Source organism: Sphingomonas sp. S2M10 (assembly GCF_012650175.1).
Lineage (GTDB): Bacteria > Pseudomonadota > Alphaproteobacteria > Sphingomonadales > Sphingomonadaceae > Sphingomonas.
Genome location: NZ_JAAILI010000048.1, coordinates 20,866 through 42,818, shown reverse-complemented (window position 1 = coordinate 42,818; position 21,953 = coordinate 20,866). Strand labels below are relative to the sequence as shown.

13 protein-coding genes are annotated in these 21,953 nt (G+C 67.4%); 8 read left to right on the top strand and 5 right to left on the bottom strand.

What is annotated here, in order from left to right; translation table 11 throughout:
• Positions 1-7: 7 nt before the first annotated feature.
• From S2M10_RS11405 to hemN, 3 genes are all read right to left on the bottom strand, one after another.
• Positions 8-2,617 carry a TonB-dependent receptor gene (locus S2M10_RS11405; protein WP_168846170.1) on the bottom strand — a complete coding sequence of 870 codons (2,610 nt, stop codon included), beginning with the start codon at positions 2,615-2,617 and terminating at the stop codon, positions 8-10.
• 350 nt (positions 2,618-2,967) lie between these two features.
• Positions 2,968-6,282 (bottom strand): glycosyltransferase, encoded by a 3,315-nt coding sequence (locus tag S2M10_RS11400; protein ID WP_168846169.1) that lies wholly within the window; start codon positions 6,280-6,282, stop codon positions 2,968-2,970.
• A 122-nt stretch (positions 6,283-6,404) separates the two neighbouring features.
• Positions 6,405-7,727: an oxygen-independent coproporphyrinogen III oxidase gene (hemN, locus tag S2M10_RS11395; RefSeq protein WP_168846168.1), complete on the bottom strand. Its 1,323-nt coding sequence runs from the start codon at positions 7,725-7,727 to the stop codon at positions 6,405-6,407.
• A gap of 93 nt (positions 7,728-7,820) precedes the next feature.
• Between hemN and S2M10_RS11390 the strand changes: the two genes are divergently transcribed.
• Positions 7,821-8,075 carry a hypothetical protein gene (locus S2M10_RS11390; RefSeq protein WP_168846167.1) on the top strand — a complete coding sequence of 85 codons (255 nt, stop codon included), beginning with the start codon at positions 7,821-7,823 and terminating at the stop codon, positions 8,073-8,075.
• Positions 8,076-8,145: 70 nt separating this feature from the next.
• Here S2M10_RS11390 and S2M10_RS11385 read toward each other — a convergent pair whose 3' ends face one another.
• Complete coding sequence (locus S2M10_RS11385; protein ID WP_168846166.1) at positions 8,146-11,115, bottom strand: TonB-dependent receptor; 2,970 nt, start codon at positions 11,113-11,115, stop codon at positions 8,146-8,148.
• A 305-nt stretch (positions 11,116-11,420) separates the two neighbouring features.
• On the opposite strand from S2M10_RS11385, the gene paoA reads away from it, so the two are divergent.
• The 7 genes from paoA (at position 11,421) to S2M10_RS11350 (ending at position 20,790) form a co-directional block, all read left to right on the top strand.
• Positions 11,421-12,065 carry an aldehyde dehydrogenase iron-sulfur subunit PaoA gene (paoA, locus tag S2M10_RS11380; RefSeq protein WP_168846165.1) on the top strand — a complete coding sequence of 215 codons (645 nt, stop codon included), beginning with the start codon at positions 11,421-11,423 and terminating at the stop codon, positions 12,063-12,065.
• Positions 12,062-13,012 (top strand): xanthine dehydrogenase family protein subunit M, encoded by a 951-nt coding sequence (locus S2M10_RS11375; protein WP_168846164.1) that lies wholly within the window; start codon positions 12,062-12,064, stop codon positions 13,010-13,012. The genes paoA and S2M10_RS11375 overlap by 4 nt, the downstream gene beginning before the upstream one ends.
• 3 nt (positions 13,013-13,015) lie before the next feature.
• The gene (gene paoC, locus S2M10_RS11370; RefSeq protein WP_168846163.1) at positions 13,016-15,235 is read left to right on the top strand and encodes an aldehyde oxidoreductase molybdenum-binding subunit PaoC; all 2,220 of its coding nucleotides are present in this window, start codon (positions 13,016-13,018) and stop codon (positions 15,233-15,235) included.
• Positions 15,236-15,447: 212 nt separating this feature from the next.
• A complete protein-coding gene (locus S2M10_RS11365; RefSeq protein ID WP_168846162.1) occupies positions 15,448-16,788 on the top strand; it encodes a chloride channel protein in 1,341 nt (446 codons plus the stop codon).
• A gap of 47 nt (positions 16,789-16,835) precedes the next feature.
• Positions 16,836-17,594, top strand: a complete 759-nt coding sequence (gene otsB / locus S2M10_RS11360; protein WP_168846161.1) for a trehalose-phosphatase — start codon at positions 16,836-16,838, stop codon at positions 17,592-17,594.
• A complete protein-coding gene (locus S2M10_RS11355; RefSeq protein WP_168846160.1) occupies positions 17,591-19,384 on the top strand; it encodes a glycoside hydrolase family 15 protein in 1,794 nt (597 codons plus the stop codon). The genes otsB and S2M10_RS11355 overlap by 4 nt, the downstream gene beginning before the upstream one ends.
• Entirely contained in the window at positions 19,381-20,790 is a 1,410-nt protein-coding gene (locus tag S2M10_RS11350; protein WP_168846159.1) for a trehalose-6-phosphate synthase, read from the top strand. The genes S2M10_RS11355 and S2M10_RS11350 overlap by 4 nt, the downstream gene beginning before the upstream one ends.
• Here the strand turns inward: S2M10_RS11350 and S2M10_RS11345 are convergent.
• Complete coding sequence (locus tag S2M10_RS11345; RefSeq protein WP_247650755.1) at positions 20,741-21,835, bottom strand: mechanosensitive ion channel domain-containing protein; 1,095 nt, start codon at positions 21,833-21,835, stop codon at positions 20,741-20,743. The genes S2M10_RS11350 and S2M10_RS11345 overlap by 50 nt on opposite strands.
• Positions 21,836-21,953 lie beyond the last annotated feature (118 nt).

Genomic DNA, 21,953 nt, shown 5'->3' with positions numbered 1-21,953 from the left:
CGCGCCATCAGAATTTCACACCCGCTTCGAAGCCCCAGGTCCGCGGCGGGTTGAAGTTGGCATAGTCGCCCAAAATGCCGCCATAGCTGGTCGACACCAACTGGCCGTTGGCGCCGTAATTGTAGACGGGCACCGAATTGGCCGAGGACCGGCGATAGATATAGGTCTCGTCGAGCAGGTTGCGCACCCAAAAGGCGAACGTGACCCTGTTATGGTCCGACACGGCGATATCGGCCAGCGCGATGCGGCCGTTCATCACGAAGCTGGCATCGGTCTTGGTGGGCTCGAGCTGGAAGCTATACTGGCTGCTGGCATAACTGCCATCCAGGTGGAAACGAACGCTGGCGTCGCCGTTGCCGATCGGGACGGCATAGTCGATCGCTGCCGACGCGGCATTCTTCGGCGTGTAGACGATGTACAGCTGCTGCGCCGGCGCGCCGGGGGTGAGCGGGTTCACCGCCGAGGGCGCCCGCCAATAGGTGTAGGCATAGGAACCGGTCAGCGTCAGCCCCTGGGCCGGCGCCACGGTGAGATCCGCCTCTATCCCGCGGATCTTGCTCTGGCCGGCATTGGTCGTCTGCTCGATATGGCTGCCGTTGGTCGGGCTCGCCCCGTTCGTGTCGAAATAGTCGAAGTCGAACTGGGTGTTGGCGCGGTCCATGATGTAGCCCGCCAGGTTCAGGCGCGCCTTGTGGTTCCAGAAGTCCATCTTGGCGCCGACTTCGTACGATTTGACCGATTCCGGCCCGAAGGCATTGAACTGGAGCGACCGGTCGTTGGCGCCGCCGGCGCGGAAGCCCGTTGCGTATTTGGCGTACAGATGGACGTCCTGCGTCGCGTCGAACGCGACATTGATCATCGGATCGAACCGGCTGACGCTGTTGCTGAAGCCGAAGGGCGACACCGTGCCCGCGGTGACCAGGTCCGCACGATTGTTGACGACGTACAGCGTGCCGTGGCGCTTGTCCCTGGTCCAGCGGCCGCCGACGGTGACGTGCACCACGTCGTTCAGTGCATCCGGCGTGAAGGTCAGGTTGCCGAACAGCGAATAATTGTGGTCGCTCGCCTGGCTGGCGCGGGTGATGAGCTGGCAGCTATTGGCGAACTGCGGCACGGTGGCTGCCAGCGTGTTGTTGCACGACGGATCGAACTGCTGATAGCCCGAATTCGCGCCGGTGATCGGGCTGGAATTGCCCGGTATCGGGCTGCGGATCGTGTAGGCGGTACCGTCAGCATTCCACTGGTTGCTCAGCGGCGTCGCGGCATATTCCGTGGCGCGCTCGGTGAAATAATAGGCGCCGACGACATAGTCGAATTGCGGCACGCTGCCGACCGCCTGGAATTCCTGACTGAACTGGTGCTGGCGCAGGAACGACAGGCTGTAGCGGCTGAAGGTGCCGGTGGTGTTGAGCGCCGCCGGGTTGGCCGTGTTCGGCACGAATGGCGCAAACGAGCTGCGCTCCGGCCCGCCGGAGTTATCCCACTGATCGGTGCTGACGCCGCGCCAGGCGGTGATCGAGCGCAGTTCCAGCCACGGCGCGGCGACATATTTCAGGTTGGACGAGAAGCCATGGGTGATGTCGACGCTGGGCTGCTGCGGCACGCCGACATCGGCGACCTTCTGCCGCTCCGGGTGGACGCCGACCAGCGGCGCCTTGGGCGCGATGCAGACCGGGCGACCGGCGGCAGCCTGGGCGGTGGTGATCGTGCCGCCACAGTTTACGCCGTTCAGCTGCAGCACGCCGTTGTTGAACGCGCCGACGGCATAGTTGTTGGGGTTGTAGTTGACCAGTTGGCTGTACTGCGGGGTGTTCTCGTCCTTCGCATAGTCATAGGCGAAGTCGGCGGTGAAGCCCTCGACCGGCTTCCAGCGCGCGGCGACGCGACCGCCCTTGCGATCATAATAGTTCCAGCCCGTCGAACCCGTGAGCGGGTTCTGCACCGTCGGATCCTGGTGCTGATAGACGCCGTCGAACTTGAGTGCCACGTTCTGGAAGGCGGGCAGGTCGAGGTGCGCGTCGACATTGTGGCTGCCATAATTGCCCACGCCCGCGGTGACGCGGCCGCCGAACACGCCGGACGGCGCCCGCGACACGAGCGACAGCGCGCCGCCTTCGGTGTTGCGGCCGAACAGCGTGCCCTGCGGGCCCTTGAGCACCTCGATCCGCTCGATGTCGAACAGCGCGGCATTGAGCCCCTGCGTCTTACCCAGCGCCACGCCGTCGATATAGACACCGACGCCGCCGTCACGCGCGGTCTGGTTCTGGTCGTAGGGGACGATGCCGCGGATGCCGATCGTCAACGCCGACTGGCGCGCCTCGAAGGTGGCGACGCGCAGCGACGGGATGGTGCCGTCGGCCAGATTGAACAGGCTCTGGACGTGCCGGTCCTGCAGGCCCTGTGCGTTGAGCACGCTGATCGATATCGGCGTTTTCTGGAGGTTGGTTTCGCGCCGGGTAGCAGTGACGACGATGTCGGCAAGGCCCTCCTGGGCGGGCGCATCGGCCGCGGGGGCGGCGTCGGCTACCTGGGCCTGCGCCATCGCCGGCGCGGCAGTGAGCGCAGCGGCGGTAGCGCCGCTCAGCAGCGCAAGTCGAAAAGTAAAATGACGGATCATGAAGCTTTTCCCCGAGGTGGTGCAGTATGGGTCGGGGCGACCTAGGCAATATAGTTGGCGTAAATGTTACACTATCTGTAACAATGAATACGCGCTTAAATCATCTTCGCTTCATCTTGCTTACTAATTCACCAAAATAAGACGTCCCAACGCTCTCTCTACTGGATTTACCGCCCTTCGAAGGGCTGATTTCATCAGGATTGACTATGAAAAATATCGACCTGGTGCAGAAAAGCCACGATTTCTCCGCCGTCCAGGATAAACGGTAGTCCGTAGCAACGGCGCCACGCCCCGCCCCCGCTGCTGACAAGGGGCCGCCGGGGATCATTATTTGAAGATCGCGTCCGCGGTTACCCCGCCGCTACATGCTCCGCAGCGGCGACCCGGCCGGTACGTTCCAGCTTCCCCCAGCCGACGAACCAGCCGCCCACCGCCGAACTGATTGCCCGCAGCACGACCCAGTACATCAGCTGGCGATATACGAAGCGCTGCGACACCAGCAGCAGCGCCGGATAGCGAATCCGTCGGCTGTTCAACCGATAGGCGACCCAGCCGCAACCGATGTCGATCGCGGTGAACGCGGCCCAGTAGATCGCCATGGTGCCCACATCGCCGCGCGTCTGCTCCCAGCCGTGCTGGGCGATCCGCACGCCGGTGGCGAAGATCGCGGACACCAGCGCGAGATCGATCAGCGGCGAGATCGCGGCGAACAGGATCTGGAACACCCAGGCCTGGGGCAGCCCGATCCAGGCGAGCCCGCGTGCGTTCTTGTCGCGATACAGGCCGCGATGCTTCCACAGGCACTGGAGCGTGCCGAACGCCCAGCGATAGCGCTGCTTGGCGAGCGCCTTGAAGCTCTCCGGCGCCTCGGTCCAGGCGACCGCATCGGGATCATAGGTGACCCGCCAGCCGGCGCGCTGGATGGCGATGGTGAGGTCCTGGTCCTCGGCCAGCGTATCCTCGGGGTAGCCGCCCACCGCGTCGAGCGCGGCGCGACGCCACGCCCCCACCGCACCCGGCACCACGGTGATCGCGTTGAACCCGGCAAGCGCCCGGCGCTCGAGATTCTGCGCGGTGATATATTCTACCGCCTGCCAGCGGGTGACGAGATTCACCCGATTGCCGACCTGCGCGCTGCCCGCCACCGCGCCGATCTTGTCGTCGGCGAACCAGCGCGCGAGGCGGCGGATGGTCTCGGGCTCGAACTGGGTATCGGCGTCGAGCGCGATGATCACCTCGCCCCTCGCCTGTCGCAGCGCGCGGTTGAGCGCGGCCGCCTTGCCGCCATTGACCAGGGTCAGCAGCGTCACCCGCGGATCGTCGCCAAAGGCCGCCGACACGATCGCGCTGGTGCGGTCCTTCGATCCGTCGTCGGCGACAATCAGTTCGATCGCCGGATAGTCGCTGGCGAGCACGCGGCGCACCGAGGATTCGATCACCCGCTCCTCGTTATAGGCCGGGATGATCACCGAGACGGTCGGCGTGAATATCGGCGGTGCACCCCGCTCGCGCAGCCGCTGGCGCAGCGCCAGCCCGGCGAGGATCAGCGCGCGGGCGATGCCCAGCGTGATCGCGATGAAGAACATCCAGCGCAGCCCCGAGGCGATCGCCGCCAGCGACACGAAGATCGCCACATCCGCCCGCACGGCCAGAAGGTCGCTGCCGCGGATCGGCGGCATCACCTCGTCATAGGAAAGTCCGGCAAGCCTGGAGATCGGCACGAAGCGATAGCCGCGCGCGCGGAGTTCGTGGATGATGCGGGGCAGTGCCGCGATGGTCTGCTCGCGATTGCCGCCGCCGTCATGGAGCAGCACGACATTGGTCGAACGGTCGGGCGTGGCGGAGGCCACATCGTCGATCACGCCCTGCACGATGGCGTCCACGCCGGGCCGCTTCCAGTCGTCCGGGTCGACGTGCAGGCCGACCACCGTGTAACCCTGCTTCTGCGCGACCACGGCGGGATCAAGCTCATCGGGCGTCGAGGGCTCGGCGTCGCCGAAATAGGGCGCGCGGAACAGCCGCATGCCGCGTCCGGTATAGGCCTGCACAAGCCGCTGGGTGGCGTTGAGCTCCAGCGCGGTGCTGGCGGCCGAGGTGGTGGCGAGGTTCGGGTGGGTATAGGTGTGGTTGCCCAGCTCATGCCCCTCCGCCACCAGCCGGCGCAGCAGCAGCGGGTGCTGCAGCCCGTTCTCGCCGATGATGAAGAAGGTCGCGGGCACCTGCTCGGCCTTGAGGATGTCGAGGATGCGCGGCGTGTAATTGGGATCGGGACCGTCGTCGAAGGTCAGCGCGATCTCGTTCTTCGAGGCGCCGGTGCGCATGACGACATAGGGCGCCGGCAATACGGGGTACTGCACGTCGCGGATCATGTTGGCGGCATCGAAGCGGATCGCCCGCTGGCCCATGGTCGGCGTGGAGGTGACGCGCAGGATTTCGCCCGGACCCTCCACATCGACATTGGTCGCCGGCACGATGCGGCTCAGGTCCGGCCGGCCGCCATGGCGATAGGCGAGCAGCGCGGTCCACACCCCGGCATCCTCGGTGCCGAGTCGCCACAGCGCGACGCTGCCCACACCGGCGGCGCGCACCGCCTGCAACTGGTTCCAGGTGGCGGTGGCGTCGACCATCCAGATTTCGTGGTGCTTGCCGTCCTCGTCATAGGCGAAGGCGCTGTTGCCGCTGGTCTTGTCGAAGGTGACGCTGGCCTCGCTGTCGCGCGCCGCCGACCAGGCCTCTTCGATGCTCAGCGCATCCACGCCGTCGCCGTGATAATCATAGGCATAGCTGGCCAGCGCGACGATCAGCTTGTCGGTGCCGACCTTGGCCACCGCGCGGCGCAGTTCCTCGACGAACCAGGGTTGCGAGGCGATCGGGCCGGCGGTGCCGCCTTGCCAATGCTCGTCATAGTTCATCAGGATCACACGATCGGTGACCGCTGCGAACCGCTTGAGATCCCAGGCGCCGTCACCCGCCGGCACGGTCACCGCGAGCGTCTTGTCCTTGGGCATGGCCTTGTTGATCTGGTCGAGCAGCTGGGCATAGCCGGGCAGCGAGCCCGGCTGCAGGCTCTCGAAATCCATCACCAGGCCGGAAAGGTTGCGCGCCTTGACCATCGCGGCGAGGTCGCGCGCCAGCTTCGCCCGCGCCGAAGCGCTCGCCATCAGCTTGGTTGATCCGGCGGTGTCCCAGGCTTCGTCGGACACGTTCTGCACCATCGGCAGAACCCGCGGCCGGCGCGCAGCGCCGGCGATGATGTTCGCGAACTTGGGATCGTCGAGCACCTGCATCGCGTGGTTGGGCCCGGTTACCGAGACGAAGGCCGGCACCACCCAGTCGAGATCGCCGATGTTGCGGCGGAGCGAGTCGGCGCTCGTGGGATCCCAGGGCACGTAGAAGCCGACGGTGAGCGGTGCGCCGGGGCGCTTGGCGGCGCCGCCGGGCAGCCAGCGCTGCGACCGCGACTGGCCGCGCGCGCTCAGCGAGCGCAGCGCCGCCGGCTTGGCGTTCTCCCAGCGCACCGGCAGATCCTGCGCGGGCGGCACGTTGACGATGGTGGCAGCGAACACGATCGCTGCCAGCAGCACGCCGCCGATCAGGGCGAACACCGTGCGCATCGTCCAGCGCCTGCGGCTGCCGGTGGGATCGAAGAATACGGGACGCGACATCGGTGCTCTTTCGAACCGCGCGAACAGGACCCCGGCGCGTGTCGGGCGAGCGCCTTATAAGAGCCGAAATTAACCGAAGCTATATAGCCGACCTTGGGTAGATTCCCGGAGCGCCGCCCACGTCACACCGCGCTGCTGAACCGCGCCGGGGCGGAGCCGCGATACTGGTCGATCGCGCTGGCGATCACCCGCGCATAGGGCAGCGCCTCCGGCGCGAGCAGCAGCATGCTGCCCTCCCAACGCACCAGCCCCAGCGCCGCGAAGCGGGCGAGCCGCAGCGCGATCGCGGCGCGGCCGGCAATGCCCGCCAGATCGGCATGGCCGTGGCAGAGCAATTCCTCGATCACCGCCGCGCGCCACTGGTCGTCGCTCGAACGCCGCACCCCGCGGGCGGCCGCCAGCCGACCCGAGGATACCGCCATGTGCCAGCGCCCGGCATTCTTCTCATTTTGGACGAGCAGGTCCGGGAACTGGCTGATCGCGCTGGCGCCCAGCCCGATCAGCACCTCGGCCTCGTCCTCGGTGGAGCCCTGGAAGTTGCGCCGCAACCGGCCCTCGCGTGCGGCGACGGCAATGGCATCTTGGGGGCGGGCGAAATGGTCGAAGCCGATCGCGTCATACCCTGCGCCGGTCAGCGCGGCATGCGCCAGCGCGGCCTGGGCGAAGCGCTCGGCGGCATCGGGCAGCGCGGCCGCATCGATCCGGCGCTGGCGCGGGATCAGGTGCGGCACATGCGCATAGCCGAACACCGCAAGGCGATCGGCCCCCATCGCCACGCTTTCGCCGATCGAATCGGCGAGCGCCTCGTCCGTCTGCCCGGGCAGGCCGTACATCAGGTCGAAATTGATCGATTCGACACCGGCGCCGCGCAGCAGATCGAAGGTGGCGGCAATGTCCGCGCGCGGCTGTACCCGGCCGATCGCCGCCTGTAGCCCGGCGTCGAAAGTCTGCACCCCCAGGCTCGCGCGTGAGACGCTCGCCTTGGCCATCGCCTCCGCCCAGGCCGCATCGAAGCCGCGCGGATCCACTTCCACCGACAGCACCGGCGCCGAAGCGCCGAACGCCGCCTTGGCCTGTGTTACAAGGCGAAGAAAGGCCTCGGGCGCAATCGCATTGGGACTGCCGCCGCCAAAGGCGATCCTCCCCACCCTGCCGCGCCCGTCCAGCCGCCGGGCGATGGAATCGATCTCTTCGGACAGGCGAAACAGATAGGCGTCGAGGCGGGCGGTGCGGTTGGCGGCACCGGTGTTGCAGCCGCAATACCAGCAGATCTCGCGGCAGAAGGGAATGTGCAGGTAGAGCGACAGATCGGTCTGCGGCGCCACCCGGTCGAGCGCCGCCGCCATCTCCGCGGGTCCGACGCCCTCGCCGAATTCGGCGGCGGTGGGATAGCTGGTGTAACGCGGCACGGGCGTAGCGAGCAGATCGGGATGATAGGTCCACATGATCCTGCCGGATGGACCGCCGCGGCGCGAGCGTCGCTTGGGAATGTTCCGTATTCTTGCCGCAGGCCTCGCCGCGGCCTAGGCCCGGAGCCCATGCAACTCGACGATCAGCTAGTCCGCTATTTCGGCACCGCCGACCTCGGCGCCCTCACCCCGCCTGCGCTCGCCTCGGGCATCGACAAAATGAAGGTCGATCTGGGCCTCGAGACGGATCGCGCCCGCCGCTTCGCGCTATGGGCGCTGCTGTTCATGCTGGGCAGCGCGCCCGATCTCGACGTCACCTTCGAGGACGCGGCCGACCGCGAAGCGGCGCGCAACTTCATGGATCTGTCCGACCAGCAGGGCTGAGCCCCCTCCCGCATAAAAAAACGGCGGGCCTTTCGGCCCGCCGCCCCAGGTGTTGGGAGACACTTATGTTTTAGAACTTGAGGCGCGCGCCGATCGTGAAGGAGCGGCCGATGGGATCGTAGATGGTCGGGAAGGTATTCCCGCTGTTGAACGCCGTCCCGCCGACGCCGGCGCCGACCAGCGGCGGCTTCTTGTCGAACAGGTTGTTCACGGTGAGCGTCAGGTCGAACACCTTGGTGGGGCTGACCCGCGCCGACAGATCGAAATAATCGAAGGTCGGAATGCTGCGGAACCGCTCGAGGATGGTCGAGGGGTTGGGACCGCCCGGCTGCGGCACATCGCCCGGCAGACGCGTGGCCAGGAACGGCTCCAGGCTGACCTGGCTGATATGGGTCCACAGCAGCGAGATGTCGAACAGTTCGCGGCCATAGGTCAGGCGCCCGTTCCAGCGATACTTGGCACGCGGATTGGTGCAGCCGCCGGCGCTGTAATAGCCGGTGCAGTTGCGGTTGATCGCGTTCGGCGTCGCCTGGAAGTGATAGTAGCTCAGCCGGGTGCCGTTGAAGCTGGCGGTGATGGTGCCGCCGTCGTTGATGCCGAGATCGCTCAGGCGGATCGACTGGTTCACGCCCAGTTCGATGCCCGCCGTCTCGATCACGCCCAGGTTCGAGTAGCTCAGGATCACGCCGGGCGTTTCACCCGCGCCGTTGAGGCTGCCGGTCAGCGGGTTGCGACCGATCAGCGCGCAGAAGGCGTTGTTGGCGAATCCCGGGTTGAGCGACGACGAGTAGCAGCCGTTCAGGATGTCCGACTGCGCCGGCTGGGTGATCGCGTCGCGGACCCGGATGTTGAAATAGTCGAAGGTCAGCGAGAAGCCCTTGACCGCGGCGGGCGTGAACACGCCGCCGAGAGTCCAGGTCTTGGCGCGCTCGACGTCGAGCTCGCGATTGCCCGAGGTCGTGTTGTTGATCTGGCCCGAGGTCGGGGCCGGAATCGACCCGATCGTGTTGGCCGGCGCCCCGGTTGCAATGCAGAGCTGCGCGAGACCACCCGAAACCGCGCCCTGGCAGGGGTCGACGGTCAGGTTGCCCAGTCCCTGCACCGGCGACTGGTACAGTTCCTGGATGTTCGGCGAGCGCACGGCGACCTGATAGCTGCCGCGGAACTTGAAGCCCTGATAGGGCTCCCAGGTGCCGCCCGCCTTCCAGGTCGTGCTGCCGCCGGTGGTGGTGTAGTCCGAATAGCGGATGCCCGCCTCGACCGTCAGCTTGTAGAAGAAGGGCTTGTCCTCGATCAGCGGGGCGATGAGTTCGCCGAACACTTCCTTCACGCTGTAGCGGCCCACGTCCGGCGGCGTGCGCGCGCCGGTGCCGAGCACTTCGCCCTGGATCTGCGACGGGCCGTCCGGCTGGCTGGCCGCGGTAAGCTTGCGATATTCACCGCCAACCGCGAAGGCGATCTTGTTGGTAGCGAGCGGCGAGGCGAACAGATCGCCCGAGACGCTGCCGGTGACGACCGTCTGGGTCACCTTGCGGTTGATGATCGCGTCGAGATCGATGAAGGCCAGCTGCTGCTGGGTGATCGAGCCGTTGGGGCCGAACAGGTTCAGCGGGACGCAGTTGTTGTTGGTGTCCACGCAGCGCACGCCGGTCGGCGTGTTGTAGGCGCGAAGTGCCTGCTGGACCTTGCTGAACGAGCCCCAGTTGCCGCGGGTCTGGTTCTGCGTCGTTTCGCCATATTGAGCGGAGATGTCATAGTTCAGGCCGCTGACGATTTCGCCGCGGAAGCCGCCCTGTACCTGAAACATCTGCGATTCGAACACGTTCAGGCGCGGACCATATTCGGTGAAGCGGCGCTGGGCGATCACCGGCACCTCGATATAGCCGGGGGTGCCCGGGCCGCCCTGGACCGCCGCCGCCGCCGCGCAGTTCGCCGCGGAGATGCTGCGCGCAGAGCAGAGCTGGTTTCGGATGCCGGATGGCAGATAGGGATTGTTCAGCGACAGCTGATAGGTGTTGCCGAACGTGCCCGACGACGCGAGCTGAGTCGCGATCTGGTTGCGGGTGAACTGGGCGGTACCGTAGAACTCGATGTTGTCGTTGATCTCGTAGTGCGCTGCCGAATAGGCGTTGATGCGATCGAGCGGCGTCTGGAAATAGGTGCCGATGTTGGTGTTGTAGGTGTCTGCCGCGGTCGCCGGCTGCAACAGCCCCGTCGTCGGGTTCACCACGGCACCCAGCGTGCTGGGACCGATGCCGAGCGCCGAATTGGCCGGCGAGGCGAAGATCGTGACCTGCGCGGCCGTTGCGCCGAGGAACTGGCCATTGGTGGAGCTGATCGGCACCGCGCTGATCGGGCGATCGAGGTGGAGCAGCGGATCGGCCTTGGTATAGCCGACGCTGAGCACCACATTGCCGCGCCCTTCGGAGAAATTGCCGCCTACGACGAGGTCGGCCTTGAAGCGCTGGCTGTCACCGCGCTCGGAGACGCGGTAGCTGGCCGAGGCATCCAGGCCGGAGAAATCGCGACGGGTGATGAAGTTGACCACGCCCGCGACCGCATCGGCACCGTAGGTCGAGGATGCACCGCCGGTCAGAACCTCGATCCGCTGCAACAGCGCAAGCGGGATGTTGTTGGTGTCGGTCAGGCCGTCCAGACCATAGGGCACCTGCCGGCGACCGTCGAGCAGCACCAGCGTCCGCTGCGCGCCGATGCCGCGCAGGTCGACCGTGGACGAGCCGTCCGAGCCGTTGTTCACACCTGCGCCGATACTCGGGCGCACGCCAGGCAGCGTGCGCAGGATGTCGTCAGCCGTGCCGGGCTGGCGGAACTCGAGTTCCTGCTGGCCGATCACCGTCACCGGGCTGGCGAGTTCGAGATCGGCACGCACGATGCGCGACCCGGTCACGACGATCTCGCTCGTCGATTCGGCCTGGCTCTCCGATGCCGGAGCGCTTTGTTGCTGCGCGTGGGCAGGTGCGGCGATGCCGGCGACCAGCATGGTGGACGCCAGCAGACATGTTCTAAGCGTGGATGTCATCGAAAGCCCCTTGTTTGATATTTTCTCCGAAGCTCACGCAACTTTCGTGCGCGTTCGCATTTTGATATGTCTGCACGTTGGAATGTCGATGGCAACGACCTGGACATGGTCAGAAACAAAATGTCACTCAACTGTTGCAATTTTGCAATGCACCGAAAGCGGCGCCGTGGCCGCGAGGGCATTTGCCGCAGCATGGGAAAGCCGGTAGAAGCGCCGGACAGTTGCGCCTTGCCCCGTCGTCACCGGAACTAGCGTGTCGATCAGACGATATGGGCGAGGGGAAATGCAGACAGGGGATGCCCAACATGGATCGACCAGCCGATATCGGCGTATCGCGACGGGGATTGCTGGCGAGCGGCGCCGGGTTCGCCGCCGTCAGCGCCCTGCCCGCCAGCGCCAGCGACAAGGAACCGGCCGCGCCGATGGAAACGCCGCCCACCCTGCCCGTCCAGCTCAAGGTCAACGGCAAGCCCGCCGCGCTTACCGTCGATACGCGCACCACGCTGCTCGACGCGCTGCGCGAGCATCTTCACCTGACCGGCACCAAGAAGGGCTGCGACCATGGCCAGTGCGGTGCCTGCACGGTGATGGTGAACGGCCGCCGGATCAACAGCTGCCTCAGCCTGGCAGTGATGCACGAAGGCGACAGCGTCACCACGATCGAAGGCCTGGGCACGCCCGAGGATCTGCACCCGATGCAGGCTGCCTTCGTGAAGCATGACGGCTATCAGTGCGGCTATTGCACGCCCGGGCAGATCTGCTCGGCGGTGGCGGTACTCGACGAGATCAAGGCCGGCATCCCCAGCCATGTCGCCGCCGACGTCGCCGCCTCCCCCGCCTTCTCCGAAATGGAGATCCGCGAGCGGATGAGCGGCAACATCTGCCGCTGCGGCGCCTATTCCAACATCGTCGAGGCGATCCGCGAAGCTGCGGCGCGGAGGCAGGCATGAAGGCTTTTCAATATACCCGCGCGAGCAGCCCGGCCGATGCCGCCGCCCTCGCCGCCAAGACCCCCGGCGCCAAGTTCATCGCCGGCGGCACCAACCTGCTCGACCTGATGAAGCTCGAGATCGAGACGCCGGCGCATCTGATCGACGTGAACAAGCTCGCGCTCGACAAGATCGAGGAAACCGCCGACGGCGGGCTGCGCATCGGCGCGCTGGTCAGCAACACCGATCTCGCCGCCGACCGGCGTGTCCGCCGCGACTATGCGGTGCTGACGCGGGCGATCGTCGCGGGCGCGAGCGGCCAGCTGCGCAACAAGGCGACCACGGCGGGCAATCTGCTCCAGCGCACCCGCTGCCCCTATTTCTACGACCCCAACCAGCCCTGCAACAAGCGCAAGCCCGGCAGCGGCTGCGCGGCGATCGGCGGTTTCAGCCGCCAGCTCGCGGTGATCGGCACCAGCAAGGCGTGCATCGCCACCTATCCCGGCGATATGGCGATCGCGATGCGCCTGCTCGACGCGACGGTGGAGACGGTGAAGCCGGACGGTGCCACGCGCAAGATCGCCATCGCCGACTTCCACCGTTTGCCGGGCGATGCCCCGCATCTCGACAACACGCTCCAGAACGGCGAGTTGATCACCGCGGTCACGTTGCCCAAGCCGCTGGGCGGCAAGCATTTCTACCACAAGGTGCGAGACCGCGCGTCCTATGCCTTCGCGCTCGTCTCGGTAGCGGCGGTGGTGCAGAAGGACGGCAGCGGCCGCGTCGCCTTTGGCGGCATGGCGCACAAGCCGTGGCGGGTCGAGGCCGCCGAGGCCGCGCTCCCCAAGGGGGCTGCCGCGACCGCCAAGATCGCCTTCGCCGGCGCGACGCCGACGCACGACAATGCCTTCAAGGTGCCATTGGCCGAGCGCACGCTCGCCGCGGTGCTGCGCGAAGCAAGGGGCTGAGCCATGAAGTTCGATACCCCCGCCACGACCAACCCGATCGATCGCCTCAAGGTGGTCGGCAAGCCCACCGACCGGATCGACGGTCCGCTCAAGACCACCGGGCAAGCTCCCTATGCCTATGAGCGGCACGACGTCGCGCCGGGCGCGGCCTATGGCTATGTCATCGGCTCGGCGATCGCCAAGGGCCGGATCACGGCCATGGACCTCAGCGCCGCCAAGGCAGCACCCGGCGTGCTGGCGATCGTCACCGCCGAGAATGCCGGCAAGCTGACCAAGGGCAATTTCAACACCGCCAACCTGCTCGGCGGTCCGGAGATCGAGCATTACCACCAGGCGATCGCGCTGGTGGTGGCCGAGACCTTCGAACAGGCGCGCGCCGCCGCGGGGCTCGTCCGCGTGACCTATGCGCGCGACAAGGGCCGGTTCGATCTGGCCGAAGCGCTCAAGACCGCGCCGCTCAAGGGGGACAGCAGCGGCGAGGGCAGTGCCGCGCCGCCGGTGGACCGGGTGGGCAATTTCGACGCGGCCTTCGCGGCGGCACCCGTCCAGCTCGACGCCACCTACACCACCCCCGATCACAGCCATGCGATGATGGAGCCGCATGCCTCGATCGCGGCGTGGGACGGCGACATGCTGACGCTGTGGACCTCGAACCAGATGATCAACTGGGGCAAGGGCGACGTCGCCAGGACGCTCGGCATCCCCAAGGAAAAGGTGCGGCTGGTCTCGCCGTTCATCGGCGGCGGTTTCGGCGGCAAGCTGTTCGTCCGCGCCGACGCGGTGCTCGCGGCGCTCGGCGCGCGCGCGGCGAAGCGGCCGGTGAAGGTCACGCTGCAGCGTCCGCTGATCGCCAACAACACCACGCACCGCCCGGCGACGATCCAGCGCATCCGCATCGGCACCGGCAAGGACGGCAAGATCACCGCGATCGCGCATGAAAGCGGATCGGGCGATCTGCCCGGCGGCGGCCCCGAAACCGCGGTGGCGCAGACCAAGCTGCTCTATGCGGGCGAGAACCGGCTGACCTCGATGCGGCTGGCGGTGCTGGACCTGCCCGAGGGCAATGCGATGCGCGCACCGGGCGAGGCGCCGGGCCTGATGGCGCTCGAAATCGCGATGGACGAAATGGCCGAGAAGCTCGGCATGGATCCGATCGCCTTCCGCGTCCTCAACGACACCCAGGTCGATCCCGAAAAGCCCGACCGTCCCTTCTCGCAGCGCCAGCTGGTGGAATGCCTGAAGATCGGCGCCGACAAGTTCGGCTGGGCGCGGCGCAGCGCCATGCCCGGCAAGACGCGCGACGGCCGCTGGCTGGTGGGCATGGGCGTGGCAGCGGCGTTCCGCAACAACCTCAACATGCGCTCCGCGGCGCGTGTGCGGCTGGACTCGAAGGGCCGGGTGACGGTCGAGACCGACATGACCGATATCGGCACCGGCACCTATACCATCATCGCCCAGACCGCGGCGGAAATGATGGGCGTGCCGCTCGACCAGGTGGTGGTGCGGCTGGGCGATTCCAGCTTCCCGGTCTCGGCCGGGTCGGGCGGGCAATGGGGCGCGAACAGCGCCACCGCGGGCGTCTATGCCGCCTGCGCGGCGCTCCGCGACAAGGTGACGACGGCGCTGGGCTTCAACTCGGCCGATGCGGTGTTCGAGGACGGCAAGGTCCGTGCCGGCAATCGCAGCGTGGCGCTGGGCGACGCGGCCAAGGCCGGCGAGATCGTCGCCGAGGACCATATGGAATATGGCGATCTCGCCAAGAAGCAGCAGCAATCGACCTTCGGCGCGCATTTCGTCGAGGTCGGCGTGGATGCGGCAACCGCCGAGGTGCGCATCCGCCGCATGCTGGCGGTGTGCGCGGCGGGCCGGATCCTCAATCCGAAGTCCGCGCGCAGCCAAGTGATCGGCGCGATGACGATGGGCGCCGGCGCGGCGCTGATGGAGGAGCTGGCGGTCGACAAGCGCTTCGGCTTCTTCGTCAACCACGACCTTGCCGGCTATGAAGTGCCCGTCCATGCCGACATCCCGCACCAGGAAGTGGTGTTCCTCGACGAGACCGACCCGACCAGTTCGCCGATGAAGGCGAAGGGCGTGGGCGAGCTCGGCATCTGCGGCGTCGGCGCGGCGGTGGCGAACGCCATCTACAATGCCTGCGGCGTGCGGGTGCGGGAATATCCGGTGACGCTCGACAAGTTGCTGCCGGAGATGCCGGCGTTCGTGTGATGTCTCTCTCCCCTCCCGCTTGCGGGAGGGGTCGGGGGAGGGACTGACGTGGTAGAAACGCCGTGAGGGTTCATCCCCTCCCCTGGCCCCTCCCGCAGGCGGGAGGGGAACGCATGCGGCGAGCGCCCCCCCTTTGTTGGCAGGATCTAGGCTGGCGCTCCGCCCCCGCCCCCGCTACAGCGCCCGCGGCGGGGGCCGGGCTGAGGGAGTGCATGGACCACCGCAACACCACCCGCCGCGTCCGCGCGATCGTGCGCCGGCATGGCCCCACCGCACCCTTCTGGCGGCGGCGGGTTGCCTTTCTCGGCGGTGCGATCGTGATCGGCCTGGTCGCCTTCGCCTTTGCCGAGGCCGCCGACTGGGCCGCGCGGCGCTTCACGATGCTGGAGCGGACCTGGTGGTGGCTCCCCCTGCTGCTCACCCCCGCCGGCTTCGCCTTCTTCGCCTGGGCGACCCGCCGCTTCGCCCCCGACGCGACCGGCTCGGGCATTCCGCAGGTGATGGCGGCGACGCGCGACGCCGAGCATGCGATGACCAGCCTTACCTCGGCCAAGACGGTGGTGCTGAAGCTTATCCTCACCATCGGCGCGGTGCTGGTCGGCGCCTCGACCGGGCGCGAGGGCCCCACCGTGCAGGTCGCCGCGTCGATCCTGGGCTATGCCCACCGGCTCGCCCGCGTGCCGATCCGCGCCTCGGTGTTCATCGCCGGCGGTGCGGCGGGCGTGGCGGCGGCGTTCAACACGCCGCTCGCCGGGGTCGCCTTCGCGATCGAGGAACTCGCCGCCGCCTATGAGCAGCGCATGGCGGTGCTGGTGATGGCGGCGGTGCTGATCGCCGGCATGACCAGCCTCGGCATCGCCGGCGACTATGTCTATTTCGGCGCGATGCGCAGCACGCTGCCGCTGTCGCAAGCGGTGCTTGCCGCGCCCGTGGCGGGGGTGGTGGGCGGCCTTGCCGGGGGGCTGTTCGCGCGGCTGATGCTCGCGGCGGGCGGATCGGACTGGCGGCCGCTGGTCGCGGTGCGGCGGCACAAGCTCGTCTTCGCCGCCGCCTGCGGGCTCGTCGTGGCGGTGCTCGGCGTGACCACCGGCATGACCTGGGGCACCGGCTATGACGCCGCCCGCGCCGCGATCACCGGCAGCGAGATCGCCTGGTGGTATGCTCCCGCCAAGTTCGCGACGACGCTCGCCACGGCCATTGCCGGCATTCCCGGCGGCATTTTCGCCCCGTCGCTATCGGTGGGCGCGGGCGTCGGCGACCTGGTCCGCCCGATCTTCCCCACGGCGCCCGGCGGGACGATCGTGCTGCTCGGCATGGTCGCCTATTTCACCGGCGTGGTGCGCGCGCCGCTGACCGCGGTGATCATCATCGCCGAGACCACCGCCAGCCGCGGGCTGATGCTCCCCCTGCTCGCCGCCGCGCTGATCGCCGACTTCACTGCGCAGCTGGTCTCGAAGGAACGGCTGTATCACGGCCTGTCGCTGCGCTTCGGCACCACGCAGGTGCAGCATGAATCGGACGACCGGGGGAACGGATCGGGCCCGCGCGCGTAACGATCCTGTGGTGGGCGCCCTTTCCTGGCGCCCCGATGAGGAGTTGCATGCCCGACCGGGACCCCGTTCTGCTGATGCCGCCCCCGGCGGATCTGCTCGATACCGCCAGCCTGTTCCTCGATTTCGACGGGACGCTGGTCGAACTCGCCGATCGCCCCGACGGCGTGGTGGTCGGCCCCACGCTGGTCGACCTGATCCGCGCGCTGGAGGAAAAGCTCGACGGCCGGCTGGCGCTGGTCAGCGGCCGCCCCGCCGGCGATCTGGCGGCGCTGTTCGGCGATCGCAGCCCCTCGATCGTCGGCAGCCACGGCATGGAATTTCGCTGGTCCGACGGCCGCCGCGAGCAGGCCGAGCGCCCCGCCGGGCTGGTCGCGGCGCTGGCGGCGATGCGCGCCTTTACGCAGGCCGAGGAGGGCGCCATTCTGGAGGACAAGCCGCTGGGCGCCGCGATCCACTACCGGCTCAACCCCGGGCTCGAGGCCGAGGCCATGGCGCTGGCCGAACGGCTGGCGGCCGAGCACGGCCTGTATCTGCAGCACGGCAAGATGATGGTCGAGGTGCGCACCGCGGGCGGCGACAAGGGCAGCGCGATCCGCACGCTGATGGCCGATCCCCGGTTCGCCGCCGGGCGCCCGGTGTTCCTCGGCGACGACGTGACCGACGAGCCCGGCTTTTCCGCCGTCGCGCTGCTCGGCGGCGCGGGCGTGCTGGTCGGCGCCCCCCGCCCCACCGACGCCCGCTATCGGATCGACGACGTGTCCGGCGTCCTTGCCTGGCTCGCCACTGCCGCCGGAGTGCATGCATGACCAATCTCGACCTCTGGCCGATCGGCAACTGCCAGGTCAGCGCGCTGATCGACCGCGCGGGCCGCTTCGTCTGGGGCTGCGTGCCCCGTGTCGACGGCGACCCGCTCTTCTCGGCGCTGGTCGGCGGCGAGGAGCCCGAGGGCGGCTATTGGGACATCGCGCTGGAAGGCGTGGTCTCGGTCGAGCAGCATTATCTGCGCAACGCCCCGATCCTGGTCAGCCGCCATACCGATGCGGCCGGCAACGCGATCGAGGTCACCGATTTCTGCCCGCGCTTCCAGCGCCTCGGTCGCGTCTATCGCCCGGTCGCCTTCGCGCGCATCGTCAAGCCGGTGGCGGGTAGCCCGCGCATCCGGGTGAAGCTGCGCCCCACCTGCGGCTGGGGCAAGGGCTGCAAGACGCGCATCGGCGGCTCGAACCACCTTCGCTATATGGTCGAGCCGATGACGCTGCGCCTCACCACCACCGCCCCGGTCGGCATGGTGGAGGAGGAGCGGGTGTTCCGCGTCGAAAAGCCGCTGCATTTCTTCCTGGGCCCCGACGAGAGCTTCAGCGGCGACGTCGCCGAGACGGTGGACGACATGCTGCTCAACAGCATCGCCGAATGGCAGCATTGGGTGCGCGGCCTTGCCATTCCGCTGGAGTGGCAGGAGGTGGTGATCCGCTCGGCCATCACCCTCAAGCTCTGCCAGCATGAGGAAACCGGCGCGATCGTGGCGGCCCTGACCACTTCGATCCCCGAACATGCCGGATCGCAGCGCAACTGGGACTATCGCTACTGCTGGATCCGCGACGCCTATTACACCGTGCAGGCGCTCAACCGGCTGGGCGCGCTCGATGTGCTGGAGACGTATCTCGGCTATCTGCGCAACATCGTCGACGATGCCCGTGCCGAGCCGCGCGGCGGCCATATCCAGCCGCTCTACGGCGTGCTCGGCGAGGCGACGCTGGAGGAGCGCGAGGCACCCGATCTCGCCGGCTATCGCGGCATGGGCCCGGTGCGCGTGGGCAACCAGGCCTATGAGCAGGTCCAGCACGACGCCTATGGCCAGATCGTCCTGTCCAACGTGCAGGCGTTCTTCGACCAGCGGCTGTACCGGATCGCCAGCGTCGAGGATTTCGAATCGCTGGAACGCGTCGGCGAGCGCGCCTGGCAGCACCACGACTCGCCGGATGCGGGTCTGTGGGAGCTGCGCACCCGGCAAAGCGTCCATACCTATTCGGTGGCGATGTGCTGGGCGGCGTGTGACCGGCTCGCCAACGCCGCGCATGTCCTCAACCTGCCCGAGCGTCGCGACTTCTGGCAGCACCGCGCCGACACGATCCGCACGACGATCTTCGACAAGGCGTGGCGCGAAGACACGCAGCGCTTCTCCGCCACCTTCTCGGGCGACGATCTCGACGCCAGCCTGCTCCAGCTGCTGGAGATGCGCTTTCTGGCGCCCGACGATCCCCGCTTCGTCTCCACGCTGAAGGCGGTGGAGGAAGGCCTGCGCCGCGGCTCGACCATGCTGCGCTACGATACCGAGGATGATTTCGGCCTGCCGGAAACCGCGTTCAACTTCTGTACGTTCTGGTTGATCGAAGCGCTGCACATCACCGGCCGCACCGACGAAGCGCGCGCCTTGTTCGAGGAGATGCTGGGCAGACGGACCGCCGCCGGCCTGCTCTCCGAGGATATCGACCCCGTGACCGGGGAATTGTGGGGCAATTATCCCCAGACCTACTCGCTGGTCGGCATGATCAATTGCGCCGTCCTGCTGAGCAAGCCCTGGAGTTCGATCCGTTGAGCCGCCTAATCGTCATCTCGAACCGCGTTTCCGCGCCCACCGGCTCCAACTCCGGCGCGCAGGGCGGCCTTGCCGTCGCGCTGTCCGCGGCGCTGCGCGAAAATGGCGGAATCTGGTTCGGCTGGTCCGGCGAGCAGACCGACCAGTTCACCGGCCAGATCAGCATGCAGCGCAACCAGGGGGTGACCACCGCGACGGTCGACCTGGAAGAGCAGGATATCGACGAATATTATAACGGTTATGCGAACCGGACGCTGTGGCCGCTGTTTCACTACCGGATCGACCTGGCCGAATATGAGCGCGGCTTCGCCGGCGGCTATCAGCGCGTCAACGAACGTTTCGCCGAGACGGTTCGGCCGCTGATCGAGCCGGACGATGTCGTGTGGGTGCAGGACTATCACATGTTCCCGCTCGGCCAGGAGCTGCGCCGGCGAGGCTGCAAGAACCGCATCGGTTTCTTCCTCCACATCCCCTGGCCGCCGCGCCGGCTGCTCTCCAGCCTGCCCAAGGCGCACGAGCTGATCGAGACGCTGTTCGCCTATGACGTGATCGGCTTCCACACCCAGGAATGGATGGAGAGCTTCATCGATTTCGCCCGCGCCGAGATGGAAGCGGTGGTCCAGCCCGACGGCGTTCTGCGCATCGGCCTCAAGAGCGTGAAGCTAGTCGCCTGCCCGATCGGCATCGACGCCAAGGAGTTCGCGGCGCTGGCCGAGAGCGACGCCGCGCGCGAGACCTATCAGCAGATGCGCACCAGCTCGGTGGGCCGCTCGCTGATCGTCGGCGTCGACCGGCTCGATTATTCCAAGGGGCTGGAGGAGCGGTTCCTCGGGTACGAGCGCTTCCTCACGACCTATCCGGAGCAGCGCAAGGAAGTGTATCTGCTCCAGATCGCGCCGCCGTCGCGGGCGACGGTGGAGACCTATCAGCGCATCCGCAACACGCTGGAGGGGCTGTCGGGCAAGATCAACGGCGCGCATGCCGATCTGGACTGGGTGCCGCTGCGCTACGTCAACCAGGGCTATCCGCGCGACGTGCTGGCGGGCGTGTACCGCGCCGCCAAGATCGGCCTGGTCACCCCCTTGCGCGACGGGATGAACCTCGTGGCCAAGGAATATGTAGCTGCACAGGACCCGGAGGATCCGGGCGTCCTCATCCTCTCCAAATTCGCCGGCGCGGCGATCCAGATGGAGGAGGCGCTGCTGGTCAACCCCTATAGCGCCGAGGAAGTCTCCGACGCGATCTGCCAGGCGCTCAACATGCCGCTGGAAGAGCGGATCGCGCGCTGGCAGGCGCTGAAGGCGGGCGTCGACGAACAGGACGTGATGTGGTGGCTCAAGAAGTTCACCGACGAGCTCAGGAGCGTCCCGATGGAGACGGAGACCCGGCTTCCGGTCGAGGCGTGAAGTCGAGCAGCCCGCGGGTGCGGACCAGCGCCTCGGGCATCTCGCTGCGGATATAGGCGAGCAGCCCCTCGCGGATATCGCAGCGCAGGTCGAAGGCGGTGGAGGCATCCTTGGCCGTCATCAGCCCGCGCACCTCGATCGCCTCGGGCTTGGTGTCGGTCACCTGCAAGTTGCAGAAGCGGCCGTCCCAGCGCGGATTGGCCTTGACCAGTTCCTCCAGCTTGGCGCGCAGCCGGGGGATGTCGGCGGCCGGATCGAGATACCAGAACACGCTGCCGAGCAGCTGGCTGGTCTCGCGCGTCCAGTTCTGGAAGGGCTTCTCCAGGAATTGCGACACCGGCACCACCAGCCGGCGATCGTCCCAGATGCGCACCACGACATAGGTGAGGCGAATATCCTCGATCCGCCCCCACTCGCCCTCCACGATGACCACGTCGTCCAGCCGGATCGGTTCGGAAAACGCCATCTGGATGCCGGCGATCAGGTTCTTGAGCGCGGGCTGGGCGGCAGCGCCTACCGCCAGGGCGGCAAGGCCGGCCGAGGCAATCAGCGTCACGCCGATGCTGCGCACGCTGGGGATGCTCATCAGCATCAGGCAGAAGGTGATCGCCAGCACCACGAACACGATCACGCGGTGGAGGATCGACGCACGCGTCCGCCGTCGCCGGGCACGCAGATTGTTCTCCACGGTCACGTCGGCACGCAGCAGCACCCAATCGAACAGCACGCCGAGCAGCGCGACCAGCATCCAGCCGATCAGGCCGGGCACCAGCAATCCCGCGGCCTGCGCCCAGGCCCGCGTGCCGCCCGCGCCCAGGTTCAACCCGGGTTGCACGAAGGACAAGGCGATCGCGACCATCAGCCAGCGTGCCGGGCGGAATAGCCGGCGAATGACGATGTCGTCCAGCTGGGTGCTCGTCCGCCCCGCCGCACGCCGCGCCACGGCGAAGGCGAAGCGGTGGAGCAGCAGGGCCACCGCGACGGCGACGACAATGGCGGCGATGCTGGTCATCCAGCCTGGAAGCTCGGCGAAAAATCGCTGCAAGAGATGCTCCTGAAAAACGCGATGTGCGTTCCCAACCCGATTTCGCGCTGGACAGTTCCGGGTCTTCTCCGGTTCATTCCATTTCCAGAACGGTCAATCTGATTGGGGGAGCAGGATC

Coding starts and splice junctions, on each gene's coding strand:
- paoA (WP_168846165.1), top strand. CDS start 11,421: ATGGATCGACCAGCCGATATCGGCGTATCGCGACGGGGATTGCTGGCG.
- S2M10_RS11400 (WP_168846169.1), bottom strand. CDS start 6,282: ATGTCGCGTCCCGTATTCTTCGATCCCACCGGCAGCCGCAGGCGCTGG.
- S2M10_RS11385 (WP_168846166.1), bottom strand. CDS start 11,115: ATGACATCCACGCTTAGAACATGTCTGCTGGCGTCCACCATGCTGGTC.
- S2M10_RS11390 (WP_168846167.1), top strand. CDS start 7,821: ATGCAACTCGACGATCAGCTAGTCCGCTATTTCGGCACCGCCGACCTC.
- S2M10_RS11355 (WP_168846160.1), top strand. CDS start 17,591: ATGACCAATCTCGACCTCTGGCCGATCGGCAACTGCCAGGTCAGCGCG.
- paoC (WP_168846163.1), top strand. CDS start 13,016: ATGAAGTTCGATACCCCCGCCACGACCAACCCGATCGATCGCCTCAAG.
- S2M10_RS11365 (WP_168846162.1), top strand. CDS start 15,448: ATGGACCACCGCAACACCACCCGCCGCGTCCGCGCGATCGTGCGCCGG.
- hemN (WP_168846168.1), bottom strand. CDS start 7,727: ATGTGGACCTATCATCCCGATCTGCTCGCTACGCCCGTGCCGCGTTAC.
- S2M10_RS11405 (WP_168846170.1), bottom strand. CDS start 2,617: ATGATCCGTCATTTTACTTTTCGACTTGCGCTGCTGAGCGGCGCTACC.
- otsB (WP_168846161.1), top strand. CDS start 16,836: ATGCCCGACCGGGACCCCGTTCTGCTGATGCCGCCCCCGGCGGATCTG.
- S2M10_RS11375 (WP_168846164.1), top strand. CDS start 12,062: ATGAAGGCTTTTCAATATACCCGCGCGAGCAGCCCGGCCGATGCCGCC.